A 21834-nucleotide genomic window follows, 5' to 3' on the forward strand; every position below is an offset into this window, starting at 1 on the left:
GCGGGCGTGGGCGTCGGGGTCGGTGCGGGTGTGGGCGTCGGGGTCGGTGCCGGCGTGGGCGTCGGAGTCGGGGCGGGCGCCGGAGTCGGAGTCGGCGTCGGACTGGGGATCGGGCTCGGCGAGGGAGCGGCCGGCGAACTGGCGACTCCACCGCCGCCGCCGCCGCTGCAGGCGGCAACCAGGGCCAATGCTGAGGCCATGCTGGGCACCAGAAGGGTCCGCTTCATCCCAAAATCCCCGAAAACGCGTGGAAGATCACAGGGATGCTATGGAACTCTGGCAGATAAGTTTTGGTTAACGCGCCATTATTTCTATTCTGTCATAGAATGTGTCTGAGTGGTCATGCCCGGTTCACGCGATCGGCGCGAGGATGCCGCCCTAGAGACGATATGGGGAAAGAGGATGGCGCGGACGATCTGGAACCTGGCGGGAGCGGCGGTCGCGCTGCTCGGTCTTCCGGCGGAGCCCGCGCTGGCGCAGGGCGGGCAGGTCGTGACCGCGAGCAGCATCGGCGAACCGGTGGAGGCGAACGATTATCGCTGGATCGATCGCGCCCATGCGATGTGGGACGCGATCGGCGACGCGCCGCCCGACTATCGCTTCCGCTTTGGCGGGGGCGAGCCCTGGGCCTGGGAAACGCGCGACGGATTCTGGGTGGTGGTGGAGGATCGGCCGGAAGGTACCCGCACCTATTTCTTCGCGCCCGGCGATCGCGGGCCGTTCGTGGTGCGCGAGGCGGACCGCAGCTTCGGCTATGAAGCGGGGCATGTCGCGGTGGTCTATAACGGCAGCGGCATGGTGCTGCCGCGCTATCAGGGCGCGCCGTTCCTGAACGAGGGCGAAGACCTGTACCGGCGCGGGCGGCGGCTGCGCGATGCGCTGATCGATCGCCAGTGGCAGCCCGTGGATACGACCGCCTGGGCGGATGTGAACCTGTTCTTCGTCGGCATCGATCAGCGCTGGGATTCGAATTGGCGCCGGGCCGATTATGATGGCTATGCGCGCGCCGAGCAGCAGCGCTGGGCCGCCGAACGCGCGCGGCGGGCGGCGATGGCGGCGGCGTTCGCGCAGTGGCGCAGCGGCGGGTTCCAGGGCCCGCCGCCGCCGGGGATCGGCCGGCACTGGATGCACGGGCCGGGCCGTCCGGCGGCCCCGCCGCCCCGCCCGCCGATCGCCGGACAGCCGGTGCCGCCGCCAGGCAGCGGCTGGATCGGCGGACCCGGTCGGCCCGATCGCCCGACCCGGCCGGGCGGCTGGGGCGGACGCCCCGGAACGCCGCCACCGCCACCGCAGCCCGGTGCTGGCGCACCCGAAGCGCCGCCATCGCCGCCGCCTGCTTCTGCTGCACCCGGATGGCAGCGGCCGGATCGGCCGGGATGGCAGGGCGGTCGGCCCGGCTGGCAGGGCGGCGCTCGCCCGGACCGTCCGGCGGCGAGGCCCGTGCCGCCGCCGGCTGCCGCCGCGCCCGCGCCGCAGCCCGCCGCGCCGCCCTCCGGCGTCGAGCGGCCCGAGCCTCGACGCGGCTGGATGACGCCCAACTGGCTGCGCAATGCCGCGACGAACACGCCTTCGGCGCCGCCGGCACCGGCACCCGCACCGCGGGCGGCGCCGCCTGCCGCCCATGTCGCGCCGCCGCCGCCGCCGCGGCCGCCCGCGCCGGCGGGGCGGATGATCGAGCGCCGGCCAGAGCTGGACCGGCGATAGCCGGGCGCTCAGGCGGGAGGGAAGGGAAGCAGCGCTTCCAGCACCGCCGGTGGCGGCGCGCCCTCGGCGGCGATGCCGTGCCGCGCGAGGAAGGCGTGGCGGACGATTTCCGCCTGCTGTTCGATGCCGTAGCGCGCAAAGGCCCAGCCGGGCCGGATCGTATAGCGATAGCGGCAGAAGGGATGGCGGCGCAGTACGAGATTGATCCCCTGCTGATGCTGCCAGACATGCACCAGCTCGTGGATCAGCAGGCCCTGCCAGCCGAGCGATCGACGGGCGAAGCAGGCGCAATAGCCGTCGCCCTTCGGATGAAAGTGGATCGCGCCGCGCGGGGCCATCGTGACGCGGCGTGGCTGGAACGGAAACCATTTCCGGCGGAGGATGCGGACGCGATCCAGATCGATCGCATTTCCGAACATGCCGGTGGCGAGGCGACGTTCGTCCACCGTCAGCGGGCGGATATCGGGCAGCGGGGACGGTTCGGCGCGCATCGCTGCAAGATAGGCGCGACGGCGGCGGCGGAAAGGGGCGTGGGGGCGGTTCGCGCCGTCCCCCCGCCGTCGCTTACAGCACCGCCCAGAGCGTGAGCAGCAGCGCTGTCATCGCCGCGTTGAGCGCCATGCCGATGCCGGCGAAGGTGCCGCCGATCTCGGTCACCTGGAAGGCGCGGGCGGTGCCGAAGCCATGCGCCGCGACGCCTGCCGCGAAGCCCCGCACCCGATAGTCGCGCAGGCGCAGCGCATCGAGCAGCGGCGTTGCGATCATCGCGCCGAACACGCCGGCGATCAGCACCACCACCGCTGCCAGCGCCGGGATGCCGCCGAGCTGGGCGGCGAGCGCCATCGCCACCGGCGTCGTCACCGAACGCGGGGCGACGGTCGCCAGGATCTGCGCGCTGCCGCCGAACGCCCAGACGATGCCGGTGACGCTGAGAATCGCGGTGAGCGATCCGGCGAACAGCGCGAGCAGCAACGGGCCGGCGGCGCGGCGGACCAGCGCGCGGTTGCGCCACAAGGGCACCGCCAGGCCCACCGTCGCCGGGCCGAGCAGGAAGCCGAGCATCGCGGTGTGCTGCGCATAGAGCGGGTAGGGGGTGCGGGTGGTGAGCAGGATCGCGATCAGCACCGGCGTCGCCAGCAGCACCGGGTGGCAGAGCGGATGGCGGTTGCTGCGCTTCGAAAGCTGGTCGGCGCCCTCGAACACGAGCAGCGTGACGGCGAGCCACAGCAGCGGCGTCGCCTGGAGCGCGTGCCACATCACGCTCATGCCTTGCGCTCCGCGCGCGTCAGCGCCCAGTGGAAGACCAGCGCGGTCACCACCATGGTGAGCAGCGTCGAGACCAGGGTGGCGAGCACGATCGCCACGCCGTTCTTCGCCAGCACCGGGCCTTCCTCGATCAGCCCCACCGCGGCGGGGACGAACATCACCGAAAGATGCGCGGTGAGCCAGGCCGAGACCTGCACCAGCGTCGGGCGCTCGCCGGGGCGGAGCAGCAGCCAGCCGAGCAGGAGGAACATGCCGATCACCGCGCCGGGAAGCGGCAGGCCGGTGAGCAGGTGGATCCCCTCGCCGAGCAGCTGGCAGAGGAGCAGGGTGGCGATGGCGGCGATCATGGCGGTGCCCCATGCCATGGGCGGCGCGCGAGGTATACTGTCGGGGAGGTGGGAGGTGGTTGCGGGCGGCGCAAGCGGGCGCGGGCCTGCAAGGCGAAGGACTGCGGCCGCCACGCCCCGGTCGTCATTCCCGCGAAGGCGGGAATCCATTTGCCAGGACGCGGGGGATGGAGCCGCGCCACCTGCGCCAATGGATCCCCGCCTTCGCGGGGATGACGGAAGAGAGGGTGCTACTCGGCCGCCTCGGCCTGCACCTCCGCCGGCATCAGGTCGCCCAGGTTGGCCTGGATCCATTCGACCAGATCCTCGACCTTGGCCGCGGCTTCGCGCCCAAGCGGCGTCAGGCTGTATTCGACATGCGGCGGCACCACCGGCAGGCTGCGGCGCGCGATGAGGTGATGCGCCTCCAGCTGCTGGAGCGTCTGGGCGAGCATCCGTTCGCTCACCCCGTTCACCCGGCGGCGCAGTTCGCTGAAGCGGCGGGTGCCGCCCTGCAGCGCGACCAGCACCAGCAGGCCCCAGCTGCTGGTGATCCGCTTGAGCACCGCGCGCGACGGGCAATCGGGGACGAACACATCGCCGCGGTCCATCATCGCGGCGAGGGTACGGGGCGGGACAGCCGACATTTTTGATACTTACCTTTATGTGCGTACTTACGATTCGTAAGTGGGTCGCTAGATCGCTCGCGTCAATCCACGATCGAAAGGAAGATGCCATGTACGCCGTTACCGGAGCCTCGGGCCAGCTGGGCCGTCTCGTCGTCGAAGCGCTGCTGGGCAAGGTCGCTGCGCGCGATATCGTCGCGCTGGTGCGCAACCCCGAGAGCGTCGCCGATTTCGCCGCCAAGGGCGTGGTGGTGCGCGTTTTCGATTACGACGCGCCCGAGACACTGGCACCGGCGCTGGCGGGCGTGACCCGGCTGCTGCTGATTTCGGGCAATGCCGTGGGCAGCCGCGTACCGCAGCACCGCGCGGTGATCGATGCGGCCAAGGCGGCGGGCGTTGCGCTGATCGCCTATACCAGCATCCTGCACGGCCAGGCCTCGCCGATGGCGCTCGCCGCCGAGCACAAGGCGACCGAGGATCTGCTGGCGGCGAGCGGCCTGCCGACCGCGCTGCTCCGCAACGGCTGGTACACCGAGAATTACCTGATGGGGGCCGGCTCGGCGATCGCGCATGGCGTGCTGCTGGGCAGCGCGGGCGACGGCGTGATCTCCGCAGCCTCGCGCGCAGACTATGCCGAAGCGGCGGCGGTGGTGCTGACCCGGGGCGAGGCGGGGACGTTCGAGCTGGCGGGCGATAGCGGTTTCACGCTGGCCGAACTGGCGGGGGCGCTGGCCGAGATTTCGGGCAAGCCAGTGGCATACCAGAACCTGTCCCAGGCCGACTATGCCAAGGCGCTGGAAGGCGCGGGGCTGCCGGGTCCGTTCGCGGCGATCCTTGCGGACAGCGATGCCCGCGCGGGCGAAGGCGCGCTGTTCGATGATTCGCACACGCTGTCGTCGCTGATCGGTCGGCCGACGACGCCGTGGCGCGAGACGGTCGCGGCGGGGGTGCGGGGCTGAGTCCCGATCCTCCCCCGCCAGGGGGAGGTGTCAGGCGCAGCCTGACGGAGGGGGAGGAAGCACGGCGGCCGGTTGGTCGCTGACCTCCCCCTCCGTCGCGCTTCGCGCGCCACCTCCCCCTGGCGGGGGAGGATTTGAACCTACAGTATCTCCCGCACCTTTTCGGGCGGGCGGCCGAGGCGGACGCCGCGCTCGGTGGCCACCAGCGGGCGTTCGATCAGGATCGGGTTGGTCGCCATCGCATCGAGGATGGTGTCGTCATCCGCGTCTTTCAGCGGCTTGGCGGCGTCCTCGGCGATGCGGAGGCCTTCGCGCGCGGTCATGCCCGCCCGCTTGTAGAGCTCCGCCAGCGTTGCGCGGCTGGGCGGGGTCTTCAGATATTCGATCACCTCCACCTCGGCGCCGGCGTCCTTGAGGATCGCCAGCGCCTCGCGCGACTTGGAGCAGCGCGGGTTGTGGTAGATCGTGGCCTTCACGCCGCGGCTGTCTCGTCTTGGCGAGCCAGCCACTCCTCGAGCCACTTGATCGTGTACTCGCCCTTCTGGAACTCGGGATCGCCGAGCAGTGCCTGGTGGAGCGGGATCGTCGTCTTGATGCCGTCGACCACGAACTCTTCGAGCGCGCGCTTCAGTCGCAGGATGCAGCCCTCGCGGGTGCGGCCATAGACGATCAGCTTGGCGATCATCGAGTCGTAATAAGGCGGGATCCGGTAGCCCGAATAGATGCCGCTATCGACGCGGACGTGCATGCCGCCCGGTGCGTGGAAGTGGGTGATCGTGCCCGGCGAGGGCGCGAAGGTCCGCGGATCCTCGGCGTTGATGCGGCATTCGATCGCGTGGCCGCGGAACTCCAGATCCTCCTGGCGCACCGACAGGCCATGGCCTTCGGCGACGCGGATCTGTTCGCGGACCAGGTCCATGCCGGTGATCATCTCGGTCACCGGATGCTCGACCTGGAGGCGGGTGTTCATCTCGATGAAGTAGAACTCGCCATTTTCCCACAGGAACTCGATCGTGCCCGCACCGCGATAGCCCATGTCGGACATCGCCTTGGCGACGATCGCGCCCATGCGTTCGCGCTCCTCCGGCGTGATCACCGGCGAGAGGGCCTCTTCGAGTACCTTCTGGTGGCGGCGCTGGAGCGAGCAGTCGCGCTCGCCGAGATGGATCGCGTTGCCGTTGCCGTCGCCGAACACCTGGAACTCGATGTGGCGCGGATTGCCGAGATACTTTTCGAGATAGACGGTGGCGTCGCCGAACGCGGCCTTCGCTTCCGAGCCCGCCTGCTGCATCAGCGTTTCGAGCTGGTCCTCGCTGGTGCAGACCTTCATGCCGCGACCACCGCCACCCGAGGCGGCCTTGATGATCACCGGATAGCCGGCCTTGGCGGCGATCGCCTTGGCTTCTTCCAGATCCGCGATCGGGCCGTCCGAGCCCGGCACCAGCGGCAGGCCGAGCGCGCCGGCGGTGCGCTTCGCCTCGATCTTGTCGCCCATGGTGCGGATATGCTCGGGCTTGGGCCCGACGAAGATCAGCCCGTGCGCCTCGACGATCTCGGCGAACTGGGCGTTCTCCGAAAGGAAGCCATAGCCCGGGTGGATCGCATCCGCGCCCGAAATCTCGGCGGCCGAGATGATGTTCGGGATGTTGAGATAGCTCTCCGACGCGGCCGGCGGGCCGATGCAGATCGCCTCGTCCGCCAGGCGCACATGCATCGCATCGGCATCGGCGGTGGAGTGCACCGCTACCGTCTTGATGCCCATTTCGTGGCACGCACGGTGGATGCGCAGCGCGATCTCGCCGCGATTGGCGATCAGCAGCTTCTTGATCTCGGGCATGGCCGTTCCGTTACTCGACCACGACGAGCGGCTGGTCGAACTCGACCGGCTGGCCGTTCTCGACCAGGATCGCCTTCACGGTGCCGGCGGTGGGGGCCTGGATCGGGTTCATCACCTTCATCGCCTCGATGATCAGCAGCGTGTCGCCGGCGGCGACCTGCTGGCCGACGGTGACGAAGGTCTTCGCTTCCGGATTCGGCTTGAGGTAGGCGGTGCCGACCATCGGCGACTTGACCGCATTGGCGCTCGGCTGCGGCGCGGCGACGATCTCGGCCGGGGCAGCGGCTGCAGCGGCCGGGGCGGCGGCGAGCATCGGCGCGGCGGGGGCGGCGTACTGCATCGTCGCGGGCGCCGCGATCACCTTGCGGGCAACGCGGACGCGGCGTTCGCCGTCCTCGACTTCAATCTCGGTCAGCTGGGTGTCATCGAGCACGGCGGCGAGCTGGCGAACCAGTTCGATATCGACCATCATTGCACCCGACTTGGTTTCTTCGGCCATACGACCCTTCTTTGAAAATTCTGTAGATGAAACGGCGCCCTCTGTCAGAGACGCGCGGCGGCTTCAAGCGCGAGAATATAGGAAAACGAACCGAATCCGGCCACCGTGCCCTTCGCCGCGCGACCGACATAGCTGATATGGCGGAAGGATTCGCGTGCATGGGGGTTCGAGAGGTGCACCTCGATCACCGGCGTGCGGATGCTCTTGATCGCATCGTGGAGCGCCACCGAGGTGTGGGTGTAACCACCCGGATTGAGCAGCACGGCGCGGGCGCCATCGGCCTGCGCCTCGTGCAGCCAGTCGATCAGATGGCCTTCGTGGTTCGATTGGCGCATCTCGATCTCCAGCCCGAGTTCGCGGGCGCGATCCTCCAACATGCCGGCGATGTCGTCCAGCGTGTCCGATCCATAGATTTCCGGCTCGCGGAGTCCCAGCAGATTGAGGTTGGGACCATTCAAGACGAAGATCGTATCGGCCAATGCAGGCGCCTTTCGGTTGCGGGCAGGATGCGGTCCTCCCTATATGAGCCCGCGTCTCCGATCAAATCCAAGGCTCTTCATGCACAGCGACGGCACCGTTTCCATCCGCGTCAACGGCGAACACAAGCGTATCACGGCCGGGCTCACGCTCGCGCAGCTGGCCGAAGAGCTGGGGCTGGTGCCCGAGAAGGTGGCGGTGGAACGCAATCTCGAGGTGGTGCCGCGCTCGACGCTGGGCCAGGTGATCGTCGAGGATGGCGATGAGCTGGAAATCGTGCATTTCGTGGGGGGTGGCGACCATGCCGGCTCCCTTGCCGACGACAGCTGGACGGTGGCGGGCAAGACCTTCCGCTCGCGCCTGATCGTCGGCACCGGCAAGTACAAGGATTTCGAGCAGAACGCCGCCGCCGTGGCGGCATCGGGCGCCGAGATCGTCACCGTCGCGGTGCGCCGGGTGAATGTGAGCGACCCCAAGGCGCCGATGCTCACCGATTATATCGACCCGAAGAAGATCACCTACCTGCCCAACACCGCCGGCTGCTTCGATGCCGAATCGGCGATCCGCACGCTGCGGCTGGCGCGCGAGGCGGGCGGCTGGGAGTTGGTGAAGCTGGAAGTGCTGGGCGAGGCGCGGACGCTGTATCCCGACATGGTCGAGACGCTGCGCGCGACCGAGGTGCTGGCCAAGGAAGGCTTCCAGCCGATGGTTTACTGCGTCGACGATCCCATCGCCGCCAAGCGGCTGGAGGATGCCGGCGCCGTCGCGATCATGCCGCTGGGCGCACCGATCGGATCGGGCCTCGGCATCCAGAACCAGGTGACGATCCGGCTGATCGTGGAAGGTGCCAAGGTGCCGGTGCTGGTCGATGCCGGCGTCGGTTCCGCCTCGGACGCGGCGGTGGCGATGGAGCTGGGCTGCGACGGCGTGCTGATGAACACCGCGATCGCTGAGGCCAAGGATCCGATCCTGATGGCGGCGGCGATGAAGGCGGCGGTGGAGGCCGGACGGCTCTCCTACCGCGCCGGGCGGATGGCCAAGCGTCGCTATGCCGATCCATCGAGCCCGCTGGCGGGGCTGATCTGATGCGCGGCGCCGGGGTGGCGGCGCTGGCGCTGCTCGCGGTGGCGGGGTGCCATCCCCGGCCGCAAAGCGATCCGATCGAGAATCAGGGGCCGATCTCGGCCGAGCCGGTGACCCTCACCGCCGCAGACGGGGTGAAGATCGCCGGCGTCTATACCCGCGCGGCCACGCCCAAGGCGCTGCTGCTGCTGTTCCACCAGGCCGAATCGGGCAAGGACGAATATGCGCTGCTCAGCCCCCAGCTGGCGCAGGCAGGCTATTCGTCGCTCCGCATCGACCAGCGCGCGGGCGGCACGCTGTTCGGCGTCAACGAGACGGTGAAGATGCTCGGCCATTCGGCGGACTATGGCGAGGCGAAGCGCGATCTCGATGCAGCCTTTGCCTGGGCGCGGCAGCAGAAGCTGCCGATTATCCTGTGGGGCAGCAGCTATTCGGCGTCGCTGGTGTTTCTGCTCGCCGCCGAGCATCCGGGGCAGGTGAAGGCGCTGCTGGCCTTTTCGCCGGGCGAGTATCTCGACGAGAAGGGCGCCGTGGCGCGGGCGGCGGCGAAGGTGACCGTGCCGATCTTCGTCACCTCGGCGCAGGACGGGCAGGAGGAGGATGCGGCGCGGACGATCCTGGCGGCGTCGCCGGCGGCCGAGAAAACCCAGTTCGTGCCGAAGCTGGGCGGCGTGCACGGCAGCTCGACGCTGTTGCGGCCGAAAAATCCGGAAGGCGCGGCGGAGGCGTGGCGCGCGACCATGGCTTTTCTGGATCGCGTGACGCGAGATTGAGCGGAACAGGAACGGCGGACGCACGTTATCCCAGGCATGTCGAAGGTGGCGTATTTTCAGACACCTAACCCTAGCCAGGAGTATGGAGTGATGGGCGAACTGATCGACAAGATCAAAGGCAATGCCAACGAGCTGGCCGGCAAGATCAAGCAGCACAGCGGCGATCCCGCGACGCGCGACGAGGGCAAGGCGCAGGAGCTGAAGGGCAAGGCCCAGCAGCTCGGCGGCAAGGTCAAGGGCGCGCTCGGCGACGATATCTGAGCCGTTCGGCAACCGGACAAGCAAATGGGCCGCCCTGGAAGGGGCGGCCCATTTCGTTTTTTCGGTTGTGGCGGACGCGCTCAATCGGGCACGTAGAAGGCCCACAGGTCCGGTTCCACCTGCGCGGCGGCGAAGCGTGCCGGGGCAGTGACGGGTCCGATCTCGCAGATCATGAACGAGAACATGTCGCTGGTATGCAGCGGGTGGGGAAGGCGCACCGTCTTCTTGTCGATCCAGCGCCATTCGCGCTGCCAGACCGGCTGCCCGTTGATCCGCGCGCGATCGCCGCGCTTGCCGAGATGTGCCGTACGCCACCGCTCTACTGTCTGTACCATGGCGTCAGCCTAGGCGAAGTCGGTTAACGGCTTCCTTATCCTTTCATCGATTTCGCAACGTGGTGATCGTCGTCGCGGCGCTGATCACTTCGATATCGGTCTTGCAATGCAACAGCTTGAGGCCGGGCACCGCCAGCGCCTGGGCAAGCGCGGGGGCGAAGCCCTCGGTCGTCTCCACTGTCGCCGCCCAGCCGCCATAGGCGCGGGCCAGCGCGGCGAAATCCGGGTTGTGCAGGGTGGTGCCGGAGAGCCGGGCGGGGAATTCGCGCTCCTGGTGCATGCGGATGGTGCCATAGGCGCCGTTGTCGACGACGATCACCAGCAGATCGCAGCCATATTGCACGGCGGTGGCGAGTTCCTGGCCGTTCATCAGGAAATCGCCGTCGCCGGCGACCGCTACCACCCGGCGATCGGGGAAGCGCCGTGCCGCAGCGACGGCGGCCGGCACGCCATAGCCCATCGCGCCGGCGGTGGGGGCAAGCTGCGAAGGCTGGGCGGCGTAGGACCAGTAGCGGTGCCACCATCCGGAGAAGTTGCCGGCGCCGTTGCAGATGATCGTATCGGCCGGCAGCGCCGCACGCATCGCGGCGACGCAGGGGCCGAGATCGAGCGCAACGCCTTCGCGCGGCTGCGGGGTCGCCCATGCCTGCCATTCGGCATGGGCGGCAGCGGCGTCGAAGCGGGGGAGCCCGGCGGCTTCCGCCGTGGCCGCGGCCGCCACGGCGAACTCGAACGGCCGCGCGCAGATCGGCAGATCGACGCGATAGACATGGTGGAATTCGTTCGGGTCCGGGTGGACATGGACCAGCGTCTGCCCCGGATGCTCGGGCGTGATCAGGCTGTAGCCGTCGGTCGTCGCCTCGCCGAGCCGGGCACCGACCACCAGCAGCAGATCCGCTGCCTTGATCCGTTCGACCAGCTTCGGGTTCGGACCATAGCCGAGATTGCCGGCCCATACCGGCGAGGCATTGTCGATCGCGTCCTGCCGGCGGAACGCGCAGGCGACCGGCAGATCGATCGATTCGGCGAAGCGGGCGAAATCCTCTGCCGTATCCGAATCCCAGCCGCCCCCGCCGACGATCGCGATCGGCCGCTCGGCTTCCCGCAGCAGATCGTAGAGCTGATCGAGATCGAAGGCATCGGCGGCCTGGATCGGTTCCGCAATGGCGGGGCGGTCCACCGCCGCCACCACATCGAGCAGCATGTCCTCGGGCAGTGCGATCACCACCGGGCCGGGGCGGCCCGCGGTGGCGACGTTCCAGGCGCGGGCGATATATTCGGGAATGCGGCGCGCGTCCTCGATCCGCGTCGCCCATTTGGCGAGCGGGGCGAACATCGCGGGCAGGTCGACTTCCTGGAATCCTTCGCGATCCCGCATCCCGCGATCGACATCGCCGACGAACAGCAGCATCGGCACCGAATCCTGCATCGCGACATGGACGCCGATGCTGGCGTTGGTGGCGCCGGGCCCGCGGGTGACGAAGCAGACGCCCGGTCGCCCGGTCATCGCGCCGTCGGCGCAGGCCATGAACGCCGCGCCGCCTTCCTGGCGACAGGTGACGAGGTCGATCTCGGGCACGTCGTGCAGGGCATCGAGCACCGCAAGGAAGCTCTCGCCCGGGACATGGAAGATCCGGTCGCAACCTTGTGCCACCAGATTGTCGACGAGGATGCGGCCCCCGGTACGGTTTGCAGTCATGCGGCCATGGTAGCCATGCGGGGGCCGCGAAGTCGAGCGTTCAGCTTGCCCATTCGGCGGCGAGCTGTTCCGCGCTGCCGGCATAATGGTTGCGATCGATATGGCCCGCGCCGTCGCCGGGGATGCCGGGCACCTGCGCCGGCCCGTCCGAATATTGCCACAGCCAATAGCGCTTCCAGCTCGGCTGGACGACGGCAGACCCCGAATATTGCGCCAGCCACAGCCGGTGCGCGCCGAAGAACGGATCGACCTGGCTGCCGAGCTGCTCCTTGATCAGATGCCCCGAATAGAGCACCGCGCGGCGCCCGAGCTTGTCGTGGATCCGCTCCAGGAATTCGCGCGCGCCGTCGAGCGTCATCTGGTTGTTCGGGCTCGGTTCGTAATCCAGCGCGATCAGCGTGCGATCATCCGGTTTCGCCCAGGCGAGCAGGTTTTCCACCTGCACCGCCGGCGGCAAGGCGGTGCCCCAATGATAGGCGCCCCAGAGAAGCCCGGCCTGCGTCGCGGCGGTGCGGCGATCGTCATACAGCTCGTCGCGGCCGGTGGTGCCGGTGGTCGCCTTGTGGATGATCCCCAGCACCCCGGCCGCACGCGCGGCCTGGAAATCGGTGACGCTGCTGCGGTGGTAGAGATCGACCACCGCCGGGATCGCCGGAAGGGTCGAGACCCCCGCGGTGGCGGACGGCTGCGGCGGCGTGCAGCCGCCGCTCCACAGATACGCATGGTCGGCGGTGCCGTACCAGAGCGCATTGCCCTGCACCGAATCGCCCACCGCCACGGTGGTGACGGCAATGCTGGTGCCCGGAGCGAGCTTGCGGACCACCGGCGCACTGGTGCGCGGGGCGCCCTGGCGGAGGTTGACCAGCGTGGTGGTGCGTACCGTGCCGCTGATCGGCGTCGTGCCTGCCGTCGCCATCAGCCCACGGCTCCGTCGGCCGTGGCGGCGGCGGGTGCGATGGGCGTAGCGGCGGGTGCCGGGCTGGTATCGCTTTCGTTCGGCGTGAAGCGACTCATGAACCCCTCGATAAAATCGGCGCCGGCATAGCCTGCCGCCGCGAGGGTGAAGATCTGCGTGGCGGAGATCTGCGCGATGTTCTGGATCAGCTGCGCCGCGGCGAGTGCGCCGGCGATGAACCCGATCAGCAGCGATACGACCAATTGTGTCGGCACGATCATCGCGGCCAGCGACGTGTTCGCCGCAGAAGCCTGATCGTTGAGCTTCTTGATTCCCACGATCACCCGGATCGCCTGGCCCATCGCGCCGGCCAGCCCACCGAGGGCAAGCAGTTGAATCCACGATAATGCACCCATTTGAACCCCCATCGTTCAGGATTTACACAATCGCTGGAAGATAATCGCGAAATATTCCGCTTCCAGGGGGTTCTGGATAAATTATGTCAGAACTGGCGCAAATATAGAGCGCACGTTTTTGTAGGAAATTACATTTCCTATTGTGTTCTTTGTTTGTGGCGCCGTCCGAGTGAATCCGGAAGGGATGCGAAAAAGCCCCGCATCGTCGCCGATGCGGGGCTTCCGGGAAAAGGGGCGCAGGGCGCCCCCGATCGGTGTTGCTTAGAAGCGATAGCCGATGCCGCCGAGCACCTGGTGGCGCTCCACGTTCTGCGAATAGTTGGTGTAGCGATACTCGACCTTGCCATAGACATTGCCGAAGCTGCGCTCCACGCCGGCGCCCAGGCGGACGCCATCGAGATTGTCGGCGATGCGCTGGGTGGCGGTGTAGCCGATCATGCGGCCGTTGCTGTAGCCGATCTTGCCGTACACCAGCGTGTTCGGCGTTGCAGCGACGCCGATGCGCGCACCGGCATAGAGATCGCGACCCGCCTTGGCGCAGACGCCGAATTCGCACTTGTCGAGGGTCGAGCCGGTCACTTCGGCATCGACGCCGAACACGGTCTTGCCGCGCTGCAGGTCATAGCCGATGCCGCCGCCATAGACGAAGCCCGAGCCGCCGACGCCCTGCGTCTGCGCACGGTCCCAACCGCCGACGACTTCGACGCGCGGACCCTGAAAGGTGCCATCCTGCGCCATTGCGGGGGTTGCGGCTGCCATCAGGGCGAGCGCCGTCGTTGCGAAAATACGCATAAAATTCCTACCTTTGGACTTTGTACTTGTTACGTCGGGATGGCCATCCGGGGGCTTACCTAGGCGTTTCTTTCGCAGGCGCAATATGACAAATGCATTACACGATGCGAGTGTTGCATGTGCGCAACGGTCGTCCGGCCGGGCAAGTTGAATGGTGGTTCAGGTTCGCTTGACCGCGGCGCCATGCCGGTATTATCGCCGCTGCAACCACATGGAGGGAATCGTCGATGGACAAGCTCTACCCCAACGCGAGTGCAGCGCTGGAAGGGCTGCTGTTCGACGGGATGACGATCTGCGCGGGCGGCTTCGGCCTGTGCGGCATCCCCGAGCGGCTGATCGACGCGATCCAGGCCGCAGGGGTCAAGGACCTGACCATCGCCTCGAACAACGCCGGCATCGATAATGAGGGCCTGGGCAAGCTGCTGCGCAGCCGCCAGGTGAAGAAGATGATCTCCTCCTATGTCGGCGAGAACAAGGAGTTCGAGCGGCAGTATCTTTCCGGCGAGCTGGAGGTGGAATTCTGCCCCCAGGGCACGCTGGCCGAGCGCTGCCGCGCCGGCGGCGCGGGCATCCCCGGATTCTACACCAAGACCGGCGTCGGCACGAAGGTGGCCGAGGGCAAGGAAGTGAAGGTCTTCGACGGCGAGGAATATATCCTGGAGCGCGGTATCCGCGCCGACCTGTCGATCATCAAGGGCTGGAAGGCCGACGAGGCCGGCAACCTGATCTTCCGCAAGACCGCGCGCAACTTCAACCAGCCGATGGCGACCGCCAGCCATCTGTGCGTCGCCGAGGTGGAGGAAGTGGTGCCGGTCGGCAGCCTCGATCCCGATTTCATCCACCTGCCGGGCATCTATGTGAAGCGGCTGATCGTCGGCGCGCCCTACGACAAGAAGATCGAGTTCCGCACGACGCGCCCGCGCGAGGCGGCATGAGCCGGCCCGGGCTGCTGCTGGCGGCCGGATTGGCGCTGTCGGGCTGCGTATCGACGACGACCGTGGTGCAGGCGCCTGCGCCTGCCGGCCCGGCCGGCGGCGTGCCGGCGGGGATGCAGTATCTCTATGGCTCCGGCGAGGCCGCCGCGCTGAGCATCCAGGCCTATAACGCGCTGGTCGATGGCGTGCGGCGCCGGATGGCCGGCGACGGGGCGGCCGGCAGCGATCGGCGTGCGTCGGTCGTCCTGGCGCCCGGCGCCACCGTGCTCGCGCCCCGCTTCGCTTCGTGTGACGACAAGCCGCCGGCGGCGGTGTTCGACGTCGATGAAACCATGCTGCTCAACCTGGGCTATGAAGGCGACGATGCGCAGCGCTCTGGCGGCTGGGACGCGGGCCGATGGGATCGCTGGGAGAAGACCGGCATCACCAAGGTGGCGGCGGTGCCCGGCGCGGTGGCGGCGGTGCAGGCCCTGCGGGCGATGGGCGTCGCGGTGATCTTCAACACCAATCGCGCCGCCGCCAACGCCGCCGAAACCGAAACGGCGCTGGCCTTTGCCGGGCTTGGCCCCGCAAAGCATGGCGAGACGCTGTTCCTGAAAGGCGATGTCGACGGCAAGTCCGCCAAGGACGGCCGCCGCGACGCGATTGCCCAGCGCTGGTGCGTGGTGGCGATGGGCGGCGACCAGCTCGGCGACTTTACCGACAGCTTCGCGCCGCTCAGCCCGCCCGAGCGCCGCGCGGCCGCCGCCGGTCCGGTGATCGGTTCGATGTGGGGGCGCGGCTGGTTCGTGCTGCCCAACCCCGTTTATGGAACCGGGCTTGGTTCCACCTTCGATCAAACCTTCCCGCCGGCGACGCGCTGGGCGGATCCGCAGGAGAAGCGATAATGGCCTGGACCCGCGACGAAATGGCGGCGCGCGCCGCGCAGGAGCTGCAGGACGGTTTCTACGTCAATCTGGGCATCGGCATCCCGACGCTGGTGGCGAACCATATTCCCGAAGGCGTGGAAGTGACGCTCCAGTCCGAGAACGGGATGCTGGGCATCGGCCCGTTCCCCTATGCGGGCGATGAGGATCCCGATCTGATCAACGCCGGCAAGCAGACGATCAGCGAGCTGCCCAGCTCGGTCTATTTCAGCTCGGCCGACAGCTTCGCGATGATCCGCGGCGGGCATATCGACCTGACCGTGCTCGGCGCGATGGAAGTCAGCGAGGGCGGCGACATCGCCAACTGGATGATCCCGGGCAAGATGATCAAGGGAATGGGCGGCGCCATGGACCTGGTCGCCGGCGTGAAGAAGATCATCGTGGTGATGGAGCACAACGCCAAGGACGGCAGCCCCAAATTCATCCCGGCGTGCACGCTGCCGCTGACCGGCAAGAATGTCGTCGACATGATCATCACCGATCTCGCCGTGTTCCAGCGGGTCGACCATGCTTCGCCCTTCCGGCTGATCGAGCTGGCGCCGGGCGTGACCGCCGAAGAAGTCGCCGCCAAGACGACCGCCAGCTACGCGGTCGCGCTGGCTGCGGCGTGATCACGGTCCTCCCCGTCGGGTGCGTCCCGAGGGGGGCTTGTGTCACTAACCGGTGATAGTTAACCCTTTCCCCAGGCAAGGGGGAAGGGACGGCGTGGATAGCGAGGCACCGGCGAAGCGACCGCGCAACGCGGCGAACACGCGGGCGGCGATTCTGGCGGCGGCCAAGGCGCTGCTGGCGGAGCGGGGGTTCGCCGGCTGGGGCGTGAACGCCATCGCCCGCGCGGCCGGATACGACAAGCAGCTGATCTATCGCTATTTCGGCGGCATGGACGGCCTTGCCGAAGCGATCGCCGAAGATGTTTCGGCCTGGATGCAGACCGCCCTGGTGCGGCCGGATCATAGCGCGCCGCCGGCAAGCTATGCCGAGATGATGGCGCGGGTGGCGGTGGCGCTGCTCGATGCGCTGCGCAGCGATCCGCTCGCCCAGAAGATCCTCGCCTGGGAGCTTTCGGCCCCGTCCAAGCTCGCCACCGCCTTTTCGGAAGCGCGCGGCAAGGCGCTGAGCGGCTGGATCGCGCGGGAACGGGGCACGCTGCAGCGCCCGGCGGGCATCGATGCGCCGATGCTCAATGCGCTGCTGATCGCGGCGATCCAGCAACTGGTGCTTTCCGGCGCCGCGAGCGGACGCTTCCTCGGCCTCGACCTGCGCGACGATGCCGGTTGGGATCGGGTGCGCAGCGGCGTCGCCGGCCTGACGCGGGCGATGTACCGATAGCGCCACCGCCGCCCGCTGACGGGGGCCCCAGCAGTTTAGGAAGTTCCCGATCTCGCGCAGGTGCGCGGCGGCGGCGGCGGGGTGGTGCAACCGAGCCAAAGCGCAGCCCGGCCCTTCGGGGAAGGGGTGTGCGAACATATGGGGAGCTTCGGTCGGTTCGTAGGGATTGGCGTGCAGGAACTGTGAGGTCGGAGAATGGGATTTGCCTGCCGCTTCCTCGCGGCTGATCGAACGGCCGCTCTCGCCAGAACCTGCCCCTTGACTGGTTACTTCGGTAAGGATTTTGAGCCGGCAGAAAGAGGCACCGCACCGGTCGCGAGTACGCGCTTTAGCTCCCCAATCGCGCGAACGAACGCTTCGCAAGGTTCGCTGCGGCTGAACATGAAAGCCTCATTGAGGCCCGTTGAGGTTTTGAGTCCTAGCTCGCCGTAAAGCATGACCGGTAGTTCTCGGTTGTCCTTAAACCGTCGGTCTCGCGAGCCATCCTTGTTCGACTTCGCCCAGACCTTGCCGACTAACCTTGCGTCGGTCGGGACCCGCTCGGATTCGGTGAATCGAACAGACGTATAGCTTATATCTAGTTCTTTGAGGTCAATGATCGCAAAATTGGAGCGGTCGACGTCCACCACTAGGACGAAGCCAGGATAGAAATATGCAGTCGAACGGCCATTTTGAACTGGCAACGAAAGGGGCAAGTCTGCCGTGTCGACGAGCGGATCGGTTCGACGTGCGAGGCGGGCGACAATGCGGTCCACGACCGTGCTCGACATGCTTCGAGCCTTCACTCGATCGATGTGCTGAGAAGTTTTGAGGGCCCAAGAGCCTTCAGAAATGGCGAGTTGGTCAAAAGCTTGCAGCATATGCCGATGCGGATCAGCGACGGCGGTTTCCATATCGAAGCTGATCGATATTCTGGATGCCGCCAGATTACCGCCGAGCGTAGACACCTGCGCCTTGCGAAGCGCCACCGCCCTGTCTGCCTTGGCGCGCAGAGATTTGGAGACGACAGACAACAGCGTTCCCCAACTCAGTGCCCGCGCAGTCCACGAAATGGCGTGCTGTAACTTGGCCTTCTTGATGTCGGCGCGAATCTCGCGTTCCCTCATGTAGGTCGCGATCAGAAGCTCTTTGAACTGACTAAGACCGCTCGACGTCATGGCGGCGACGTCTCCGCCGCCGAAGTCTACGCGGGTTCCCGGAATCAGGAACCGGTCCGTTGGCAGTGGGCCGGCGCGTCCGAAATCGCCAAGGAGCTGGAAGCGCGTACCCGAGAGCGCACGATCGGCCCCGTGCGTACTCCAATCGATCGCCGTCCGGACGCCGGTCTTTCGAATAAACATGCGGACCGGTGGGACAACGGTCAGTTCTCCACGAAACCGCGATGTCATGACCTTTCTCCCATCTGAAGAGCGAGTCGTCTGAGCGTGGATCAATGGTCAGGTGACTGCGGTCAACTGGATAGGCAACGAAACGAAGGCATCGTCTGATTAGGTAAGGGGAGCGTTGGGTCACCTATGATTCACCTCGAAGCCGTCAGCCTGAAACCGGCTCACCTCCGCGGGCGCTTCGATGACCGGTTGGGGAAGTGCTGAACGTCGGCTTCTGGGAGAAGCTGCCTTTGGATGTGCCCTGACAAACGGCGCGTTCTGCCCGCGAACCATCGCTCGATCGGCCGTGGTGAACGGCAGCGAAGCGCGTCTGCCGGGAAGCGGCCGGCCGCTTCCCGGCCATTCGGCCTGGCAGCCCCTCCCGGCGCAGTGTCCGGGAGGGGCTGCCCGTTCAGGCGCCGGCGCGGATCATCGTGCCCGGCAGCCCCGCCACCGTCACGCGGAAGCTGAACAGGTCGCCGGAGGTCGGGCGTGCCGCCTTGTCTTGCGCGGAGAGGTGCTTGTTGGCGGTGGTGGCGAACACCGTCTTCAGGTCCGGGCCGCCGAACGCGATCTTGGTGATGGCGTCGACGGGGAAGGGGACGGTTTCGACCAGCTCGCCCGCCGGCGAATAGCGGCGCACTTCCGAGCCGGCGTAGAGGCTCACCCAGACATAGCCTTCGCTGTCGACGCACGGGCCGTCGGGGAAGCCTTCCCCCTCCGCGATGCGGACGAATTCGCGACGGTTGACCAGCGCGCCCTCCGCATCGATGTCGCAGGCATAGACGACCGCGCCCAGCGTATCGACATGGTAGAGCGTCTTGCCGTCGGGCGAGACGGCGGGGCCGTTGGTGATCGATACCTTGGGGGCGGAGGCGACGCAGCTGCCGTCCGCCGCGAGCCGGTAGATGGTGCCGGTGGCGGCGCTTTCGCCGTCGTCCATCGTGCCGAACCAGAGGCGGCCTTCGGAATCGACGGTGCCGTCGTTCAGGCGATTGCCGGGCAGGTCGGGCTCGGGATCGACCAGGGGCGTGAAGCTGCCATCGGCGGGATCGAACTTCGCCAGGCCGGTCTGGAGGCCGGCGACGAAGCCGCCGCTGGCCGCCGGCAGCGCGAAGCCCACCTGGGCCGGCGCGTCCCAGCTCGCCTTGTCGCCGGTGGCGGGATCATAGCGGTGGATCTTGTGGCTCTTGATGTCGACGAACCACAACGCGGCGTCGCGCTCCACCCAGACCGGGCCTTCGAGAAGCGGAGCGCTGAGCCCCCACACGCTCTCCGGCGCCGAAACCACCACCTTGTCGGTCATCTTATCTCCAGCCTGCATCCACGAAGAATTCGTGGCTCGTTATCAGGCGTGCGTCGTCGGATGCAAGGAACAGTGCCGCGGCGGCGATGTCGTCGGGCACCAGGCGGCCGGGCAGGCACTGCGCCTTGACGATCTCCGCCTCGCCTTCCGGCGTGTACCATTTCATCTGGCGCGGCGTCTTGACGTTGCCGGGGACGATGCAGACCGAGCGGATGCCGTCCGGGCCCAGCTCGCGCGCCAGGCTGCGGGTGAGGCCCTCGATCGCCGCCTTGGCGGTCTGGTAGAGGGTGAGTTCCTCAAGCGCCAGGTGCCAGGAGATCGAGCCGAGGTTGATGATCACGCCGGCGCGCTTCGCCTTCATCGCCGGGATCACCGCCTGCGCCATGAAGAACTGGTGGCGCAGATTCACGTTCAGGCGGTTGTCCCAATATTCCGGGGTCACCTGCTCGATCGTGTGGCGGTCGTCATTGGCGGCGTTGTTGAGCAGCACGTCGAATGCGCCCTCGGCCTCGATCAGCGCCTGCACCTGCGCTTGCGCGGCGCGGACGTCGGTGAGGTCGACCTTGTGGAAGCGCGGCGCGATCGGCGCATCGGCGAGGCTGGCGACCAGCGCCTGCGAATCTTCCTCGGCGATGTCGAAGAAGGTGACGTCCGCGCCCTGGCGGACGAACCCTTCGACCAGCCCGGCGCCGATGCCCGAGCCGCCGCCGGTGATCAGGACCCGCTTGCCCTGGAGGCTGGGATAAACGGCGCGCTGGGCGGCCGGGATCGGCCCCTGCTGGAGATCGACGTGCGTCATGGACACCTTAGGAATGCGAGAGAAGGCCGCGCGCGGCGAGGTTGCGCATCAGATCGCGGATGCCGAACGTCCAGGGCGCGGCGGCCTTCGACGTGGTGACGCGGTTGACGAGCGTGCCGAGCTTCGGCGTGGAAATGCGGACGATATCGCCGGGCTTGTGGGTGAAGCCGCGGCCGGGATGATCGCGATCCTGCACCGGCGCGAACAGCGTGCCGAGGAACAGCGCGAAGCCGTCCGGATACTGGTGCTCGCTCAGCGTCTGGCGGACGAGCTCGGTGGGATCGCGGCTGATCTCGCTCATCTTGTTGGTGCCCGACAGGCGATAGCCCTCCGGTCCGTCGATGGTGAGATCGACCACGGCGGCGCGCACGTCGTCCATGGTGAAGCGGTCATCGAACAGGCGGATGAACGGGCCGATCGCGGTCGAGGCGTTGTTGTCCTTCGCCTTGCCGAGCAGCAGCGCGCTGCGGCCCTCGAAGTCGCGCAGATTGACGTCGTTGCCGAGCGTCGCGCCCCGAATCGCACCGGTCCGGTCGACCACCAGCACCACTTCCGGCTCGGGATTGTTCCAGTCGCTGTCCGAGCGGATGCCGATCTCGGCGCCCCAGCCCATGGCGGAAAGCACGGGGGCCTTGGTGAACACCTCGGCATCCGGCCCGATCGCGACTTCCAGATATTGCGACCACATGCCCGCTTCGATCAGCGCGGCCTTGAGGGCGGCGGCCTCGGCGGTGCCGGGGACGACCGAACGGATGCCCGAGCCGACCTTGGCTTCCAGATCGCCGCGAATCTCGGCGGCCTTGGCGGAATCGCCGCGGGCGCGTTCCTCGATCACGCGCTCCAGCGCCGAGACCGCGAAGGTGACGCCGGCGGCCTTGACGCATTGCAGGTCGATCGGCGCCAGGATCTGCGGGGCCGATTCGCTGCCGAGCGCTTCGACGCTGCAAAGCACCGTGCCGCCAAGCGTCGCGATGTCATCGCGCTCGAGCAGGTCGGCGACGGTGGGCGCGGTGGCGGAGACGTCGATCACCTCGCCGTTGCGCAGAAGGACCGGACTGGGGCCCGCGGCCGTTTGCACGCGACCGACCAGAATCGCCTGTGCATGATCGACAGGCAGCATTGCAGATGACGCTTCCAAGACCCTCGCCCTACCTTGTTTCGAGTTGTGATAGCGCTACCATTGGCGCTTCGGAGGTATGCATGTCAAGCAGCGGGATAGCGTAA

26 protein-coding genes and 1 pseudogene are annotated in these 21834 nt (G+C 67.6%); 9 read left to right on the forward strand and 18 right to left on the reverse strand.

Features of this window, described 5'->3' with window-relative positions:
* Nucleotides 1-227, reverse strand: a pseudogene (locus DD559_RS19970) (hypothetical protein); the annotation flags it as partial.
* Between the two features lie 175 nt (nucleotides 228-402).
* Here DD559_RS19970 and DD559_RS13545 point away from each other — a divergent pair.
* Nucleotides 403-1704 carry a hypothetical protein gene (locus DD559_RS13545; RefSeq protein ID WP_116469641.1) on the forward strand — a complete coding sequence of 434 codons (1302 nt, stop codon included), beginning with the start codon at nucleotides 403-405 and terminating at the stop codon, nucleotides 1702-1704.
* 8 nt (nucleotides 1705-1712) lie between these two features.
* Here DD559_RS13545 and DD559_RS13550 read toward each other — a convergent pair whose 3' ends face one another.
* The 4 genes from DD559_RS13550 to DD559_RS13565 form a co-directional block, all read right to left on the reverse strand.
* Nucleotides 1713-2195, reverse strand: coding sequence for a vgr related protein (locus tag DD559_RS13550; protein ID WP_116469642.1), 483 nt, complete (start codon nucleotides 2193-2195; stop codon nucleotides 1713-1715).
* A 73-nt stretch (nucleotides 2196-2268) separates the two neighbouring features.
* Nucleotides 2269-2970 carry an LrgB family protein gene (locus tag DD559_RS13555; RefSeq protein ID WP_116469643.1) on the reverse strand — a complete coding sequence of 234 codons (702 nt, stop codon included), beginning with the start codon at nucleotides 2968-2970 and terminating at the stop codon, nucleotides 2269-2271.
* Nucleotides 2967-3317 carry a CidA/LrgA family protein gene (locus DD559_RS13560; protein ID WP_116470911.1) on the reverse strand — a complete coding sequence of 117 codons (351 nt, stop codon included), beginning with the start codon at nucleotides 3315-3317 and terminating at the stop codon, nucleotides 2967-2969. The genes DD559_RS13555 and DD559_RS13560 overlap by 4 nt, the downstream gene beginning before the upstream one ends.
* Nucleotides 3318-3547: 230 nt before the next feature.
* On the reverse strand, nucleotides 3548-3943 hold the full coding sequence (locus tag DD559_RS13565) for a winged helix-turn-helix transcriptional regulator (RefSeq protein WP_116469644.1): 396 nt from the start codon (nucleotides 3941-3943) through the stop codon (nucleotides 3548-3550).
* An 89-nt stretch (nucleotides 3944-4032) separates the two neighbouring features.
* Here DD559_RS13565 and DD559_RS13570 point away from each other — a divergent pair, with 89 nt between their 5' ends.
* Nucleotides 4033-4881 (forward strand): SDR family oxidoreductase, encoded by an 849-nt coding sequence (locus tag DD559_RS13570; protein ID WP_116469645.1) that lies wholly within the window; start codon nucleotides 4033-4035, stop codon nucleotides 4879-4881.
* A gap of 140 nt (nucleotides 4882-5021) precedes the next feature.
* On the opposite strand, the gene arsC is transcribed toward DD559_RS13570, so the two are convergent.
* From arsC to aroQ, 4 genes are read right to left on the reverse strand one after another with little or no spacing between them, the layout of a single operon-like run.
* Complete coding sequence (gene arsC, locus DD559_RS13575; protein ID WP_116469646.1) at nucleotides 5022-5357, reverse strand: arsenate reductase (glutaredoxin); 336 nt, start codon at nucleotides 5355-5357, stop codon at nucleotides 5022-5024.
* Nucleotides 5354-6718 carry an acetyl-CoA carboxylase biotin carboxylase subunit gene (gene accC / locus DD559_RS13580; RefSeq protein ID WP_116469647.1) on the reverse strand — a complete coding sequence of 455 codons (1365 nt, stop codon included), beginning with the start codon at nucleotides 6716-6718 and terminating at the stop codon, nucleotides 5354-5356. The genes arsC and accC overlap by 4 nt, the downstream gene beginning before the upstream one ends.
* A 10-nt stretch (nucleotides 6719-6728) precedes the next feature.
* Nucleotides 6729-7217 carry an acetyl-CoA carboxylase biotin carboxyl carrier protein gene (accB, locus tag DD559_RS13585; protein WP_116469648.1) on the reverse strand — a complete coding sequence of 163 codons (489 nt, stop codon included), beginning with the start codon at nucleotides 7215-7217 and terminating at the stop codon, nucleotides 6729-6731.
* A gap of 44 nt (nucleotides 7218-7261) precedes the next feature.
* Nucleotides 7262-7696, reverse strand: a complete 435-nt coding sequence (gene aroQ / locus DD559_RS13590) for a type II 3-dehydroquinate dehydratase (RefSeq protein WP_116469649.1) — start codon at nucleotides 7694-7696, stop codon at nucleotides 7262-7264.
* 79 nt (nucleotides 7697-7775) lie between these two features.
* Between aroQ and thiS the strand changes: the two genes are divergently transcribed.
* The 3 genes from thiS to DD559_RS13605 all read left to right on the forward strand — a co-directional run bounded on the left by thiS (nucleotide 7776) and on the right by DD559_RS13605 (nucleotide 9811).
* Nucleotides 7776-8780 (forward strand): sulfur carrier protein ThiS, encoded by a 1005-nt coding sequence (thiS, locus tag DD559_RS13595; RefSeq protein ID WP_116469650.1) that lies wholly within the window; start codon nucleotides 7776-7778, stop codon nucleotides 8778-8780.
* The gene (locus DD559_RS13600) at nucleotides 8780-9550 is read left to right on the forward strand and encodes an alpha/beta hydrolase (protein ID WP_116469651.1); all 771 of its coding nucleotides are present in this window, start codon (nucleotides 8780-8782) and stop codon (nucleotides 9548-9550) included. The genes thiS and DD559_RS13600 overlap by 1 nt, the downstream gene beginning before the upstream one ends.
* A 90-nt stretch (nucleotides 9551-9640) precedes the next feature.
* Complete coding sequence (locus DD559_RS13605) at nucleotides 9641-9811, forward strand: CsbD family protein (RefSeq protein ID WP_116469652.1); 171 nt, start codon at nucleotides 9641-9643, stop codon at nucleotides 9809-9811.
* Nucleotides 9812-9891: 80 nt separating this feature from the next.
* On the opposite strand, the gene DD559_RS13610 is transcribed toward DD559_RS13605, so the two are convergent.
* The 5 genes from DD559_RS13610 to DD559_RS13630 form a co-directional block, all read right to left on the reverse strand.
* Complete coding sequence (locus DD559_RS13610; RefSeq protein WP_116469653.1) at nucleotides 9892-10146, reverse strand: hypothetical protein; 255 nt, start codon at nucleotides 10144-10146, stop codon at nucleotides 9892-9894.
* Nucleotides 10147-10189: 43 nt separating this feature from the next.
* Nucleotides 10190-11845 (reverse strand): thiamine pyrophosphate-binding protein, encoded by a 1656-nt coding sequence (locus tag DD559_RS13615; RefSeq protein WP_116469654.1) that lies wholly within the window; start codon nucleotides 11843-11845, stop codon nucleotides 10190-10192.
* Between the two features lie 40 nt (nucleotides 11846-11885).
* Complete coding sequence (locus tag DD559_RS13620) at nucleotides 11886-12761, reverse strand: glycoside hydrolase family 25 protein (RefSeq protein ID WP_116469655.1); 876 nt, start codon at nucleotides 12759-12761, stop codon at nucleotides 11886-11888.
* Entirely contained in the window at nucleotides 12761-13156 is a 396-nt protein-coding gene (locus DD559_RS13625) for a hypothetical protein (protein WP_133243826.1), read from the reverse strand. The genes DD559_RS13620 and DD559_RS13625 overlap by 1 nt, the downstream gene beginning before the upstream one ends.
* Before the next feature lie 261 nt (nucleotides 13157-13417).
* Nucleotides 13418-13948 carry an outer membrane protein gene (locus DD559_RS13630; RefSeq protein WP_116469657.1) on the reverse strand — a complete coding sequence of 177 codons (531 nt, stop codon included), beginning with the start codon at nucleotides 13946-13948 and terminating at the stop codon, nucleotides 13418-13420.
* A gap of 227 nt (nucleotides 13949-14175) precedes the next feature.
* On the opposite strand from DD559_RS13630, the gene DD559_RS13635 reads away from it, so the two are divergent.
* From DD559_RS13635 to DD559_RS13650, 4 genes are all read left to right on the forward strand, one after another.
* Nucleotides 14176-14883: a CoA transferase subunit A gene (locus DD559_RS13635; protein WP_116469658.1), complete on the forward strand. Its 708-nt coding sequence runs from the start codon at nucleotides 14176-14178 to the stop codon at nucleotides 14881-14883.
* Entirely contained in the window at nucleotides 14880-15770 is an 891-nt protein-coding gene (locus DD559_RS13640) for an HAD family acid phosphatase (protein WP_116469659.1), read from the forward strand. The genes DD559_RS13635 and DD559_RS13640 overlap by 4 nt, the downstream gene beginning before the upstream one ends.
* The gene (locus DD559_RS13645) at nucleotides 15770-16420 is read left to right on the forward strand and encodes a CoA transferase subunit B (RefSeq protein WP_116469660.1); all 651 of its coding nucleotides are present in this window, start codon (nucleotides 15770-15772) and stop codon (nucleotides 16418-16420) included. The genes DD559_RS13640 and DD559_RS13645 overlap by 1 nt, the downstream gene beginning before the upstream one ends.
* A gap of 94 nt (nucleotides 16421-16514) precedes the next feature.
* A complete protein-coding gene (locus tag DD559_RS13650) occupies nucleotides 16515-17138 on the forward strand; it encodes a TetR/AcrR family transcriptional regulator (RefSeq protein ID WP_116469661.1) in 624 nt (207 codons plus the stop codon).
* Between the two features lie 266 nt (nucleotides 17139-17404).
* Here the strand turns inward: DD559_RS13650 and DD559_RS13655 are convergent, their stop codons facing one another.
* The 4 genes from DD559_RS13655 to DD559_RS13670 all read right to left on the reverse strand — a co-directional run bounded on the left by DD559_RS13655 (nucleotide 17405) and on the right by DD559_RS13670 (nucleotide 21730).
* Entirely contained in the window at nucleotides 17405-18526 is a 1122-nt protein-coding gene (locus DD559_RS13655) for a hypothetical protein (protein WP_133243827.1), read from the reverse strand.
* A gap of 391 nt (nucleotides 18527-18917) precedes the next feature.
* Nucleotides 18918-19811, reverse strand: coding sequence for an SMP-30/gluconolactonase/LRE family protein (locus DD559_RS13660; protein ID WP_116469663.1), 894 nt, complete (start codon nucleotides 19809-19811; stop codon nucleotides 18918-18920).
* A 1-nt stretch (nucleotide 19812) separates the two neighbouring features.
* The gene (gene xylB / locus DD559_RS13665; RefSeq protein ID WP_116469664.1) at nucleotides 19813-20610 is read right to left on the reverse strand and encodes a D-xylose 1-dehydrogenase; all 798 of its coding nucleotides are present in this window, start codon (nucleotides 20608-20610) and stop codon (nucleotides 19813-19815) included.
* A 7-nt stretch (nucleotides 20611-20617) separates the two neighbouring features.
* Complete coding sequence (locus tag DD559_RS13670) at nucleotides 20618-21730, reverse strand: fumarylacetoacetate hydrolase family protein (RefSeq protein WP_116469665.1); 1113 nt, start codon at nucleotides 21728-21730, stop codon at nucleotides 20618-20620.
* Nucleotides 21731-21834: the final 104 nt, after the last annotated feature.

Source organism: Sphingomonas pokkalii (assembly GCF_003096275.1).
Lineage (GTDB): Bacteria > Pseudomonadota > Alphaproteobacteria > Sphingomonadales > Sphingomonadaceae > Sphingomonas > Sphingomonas pokkalii.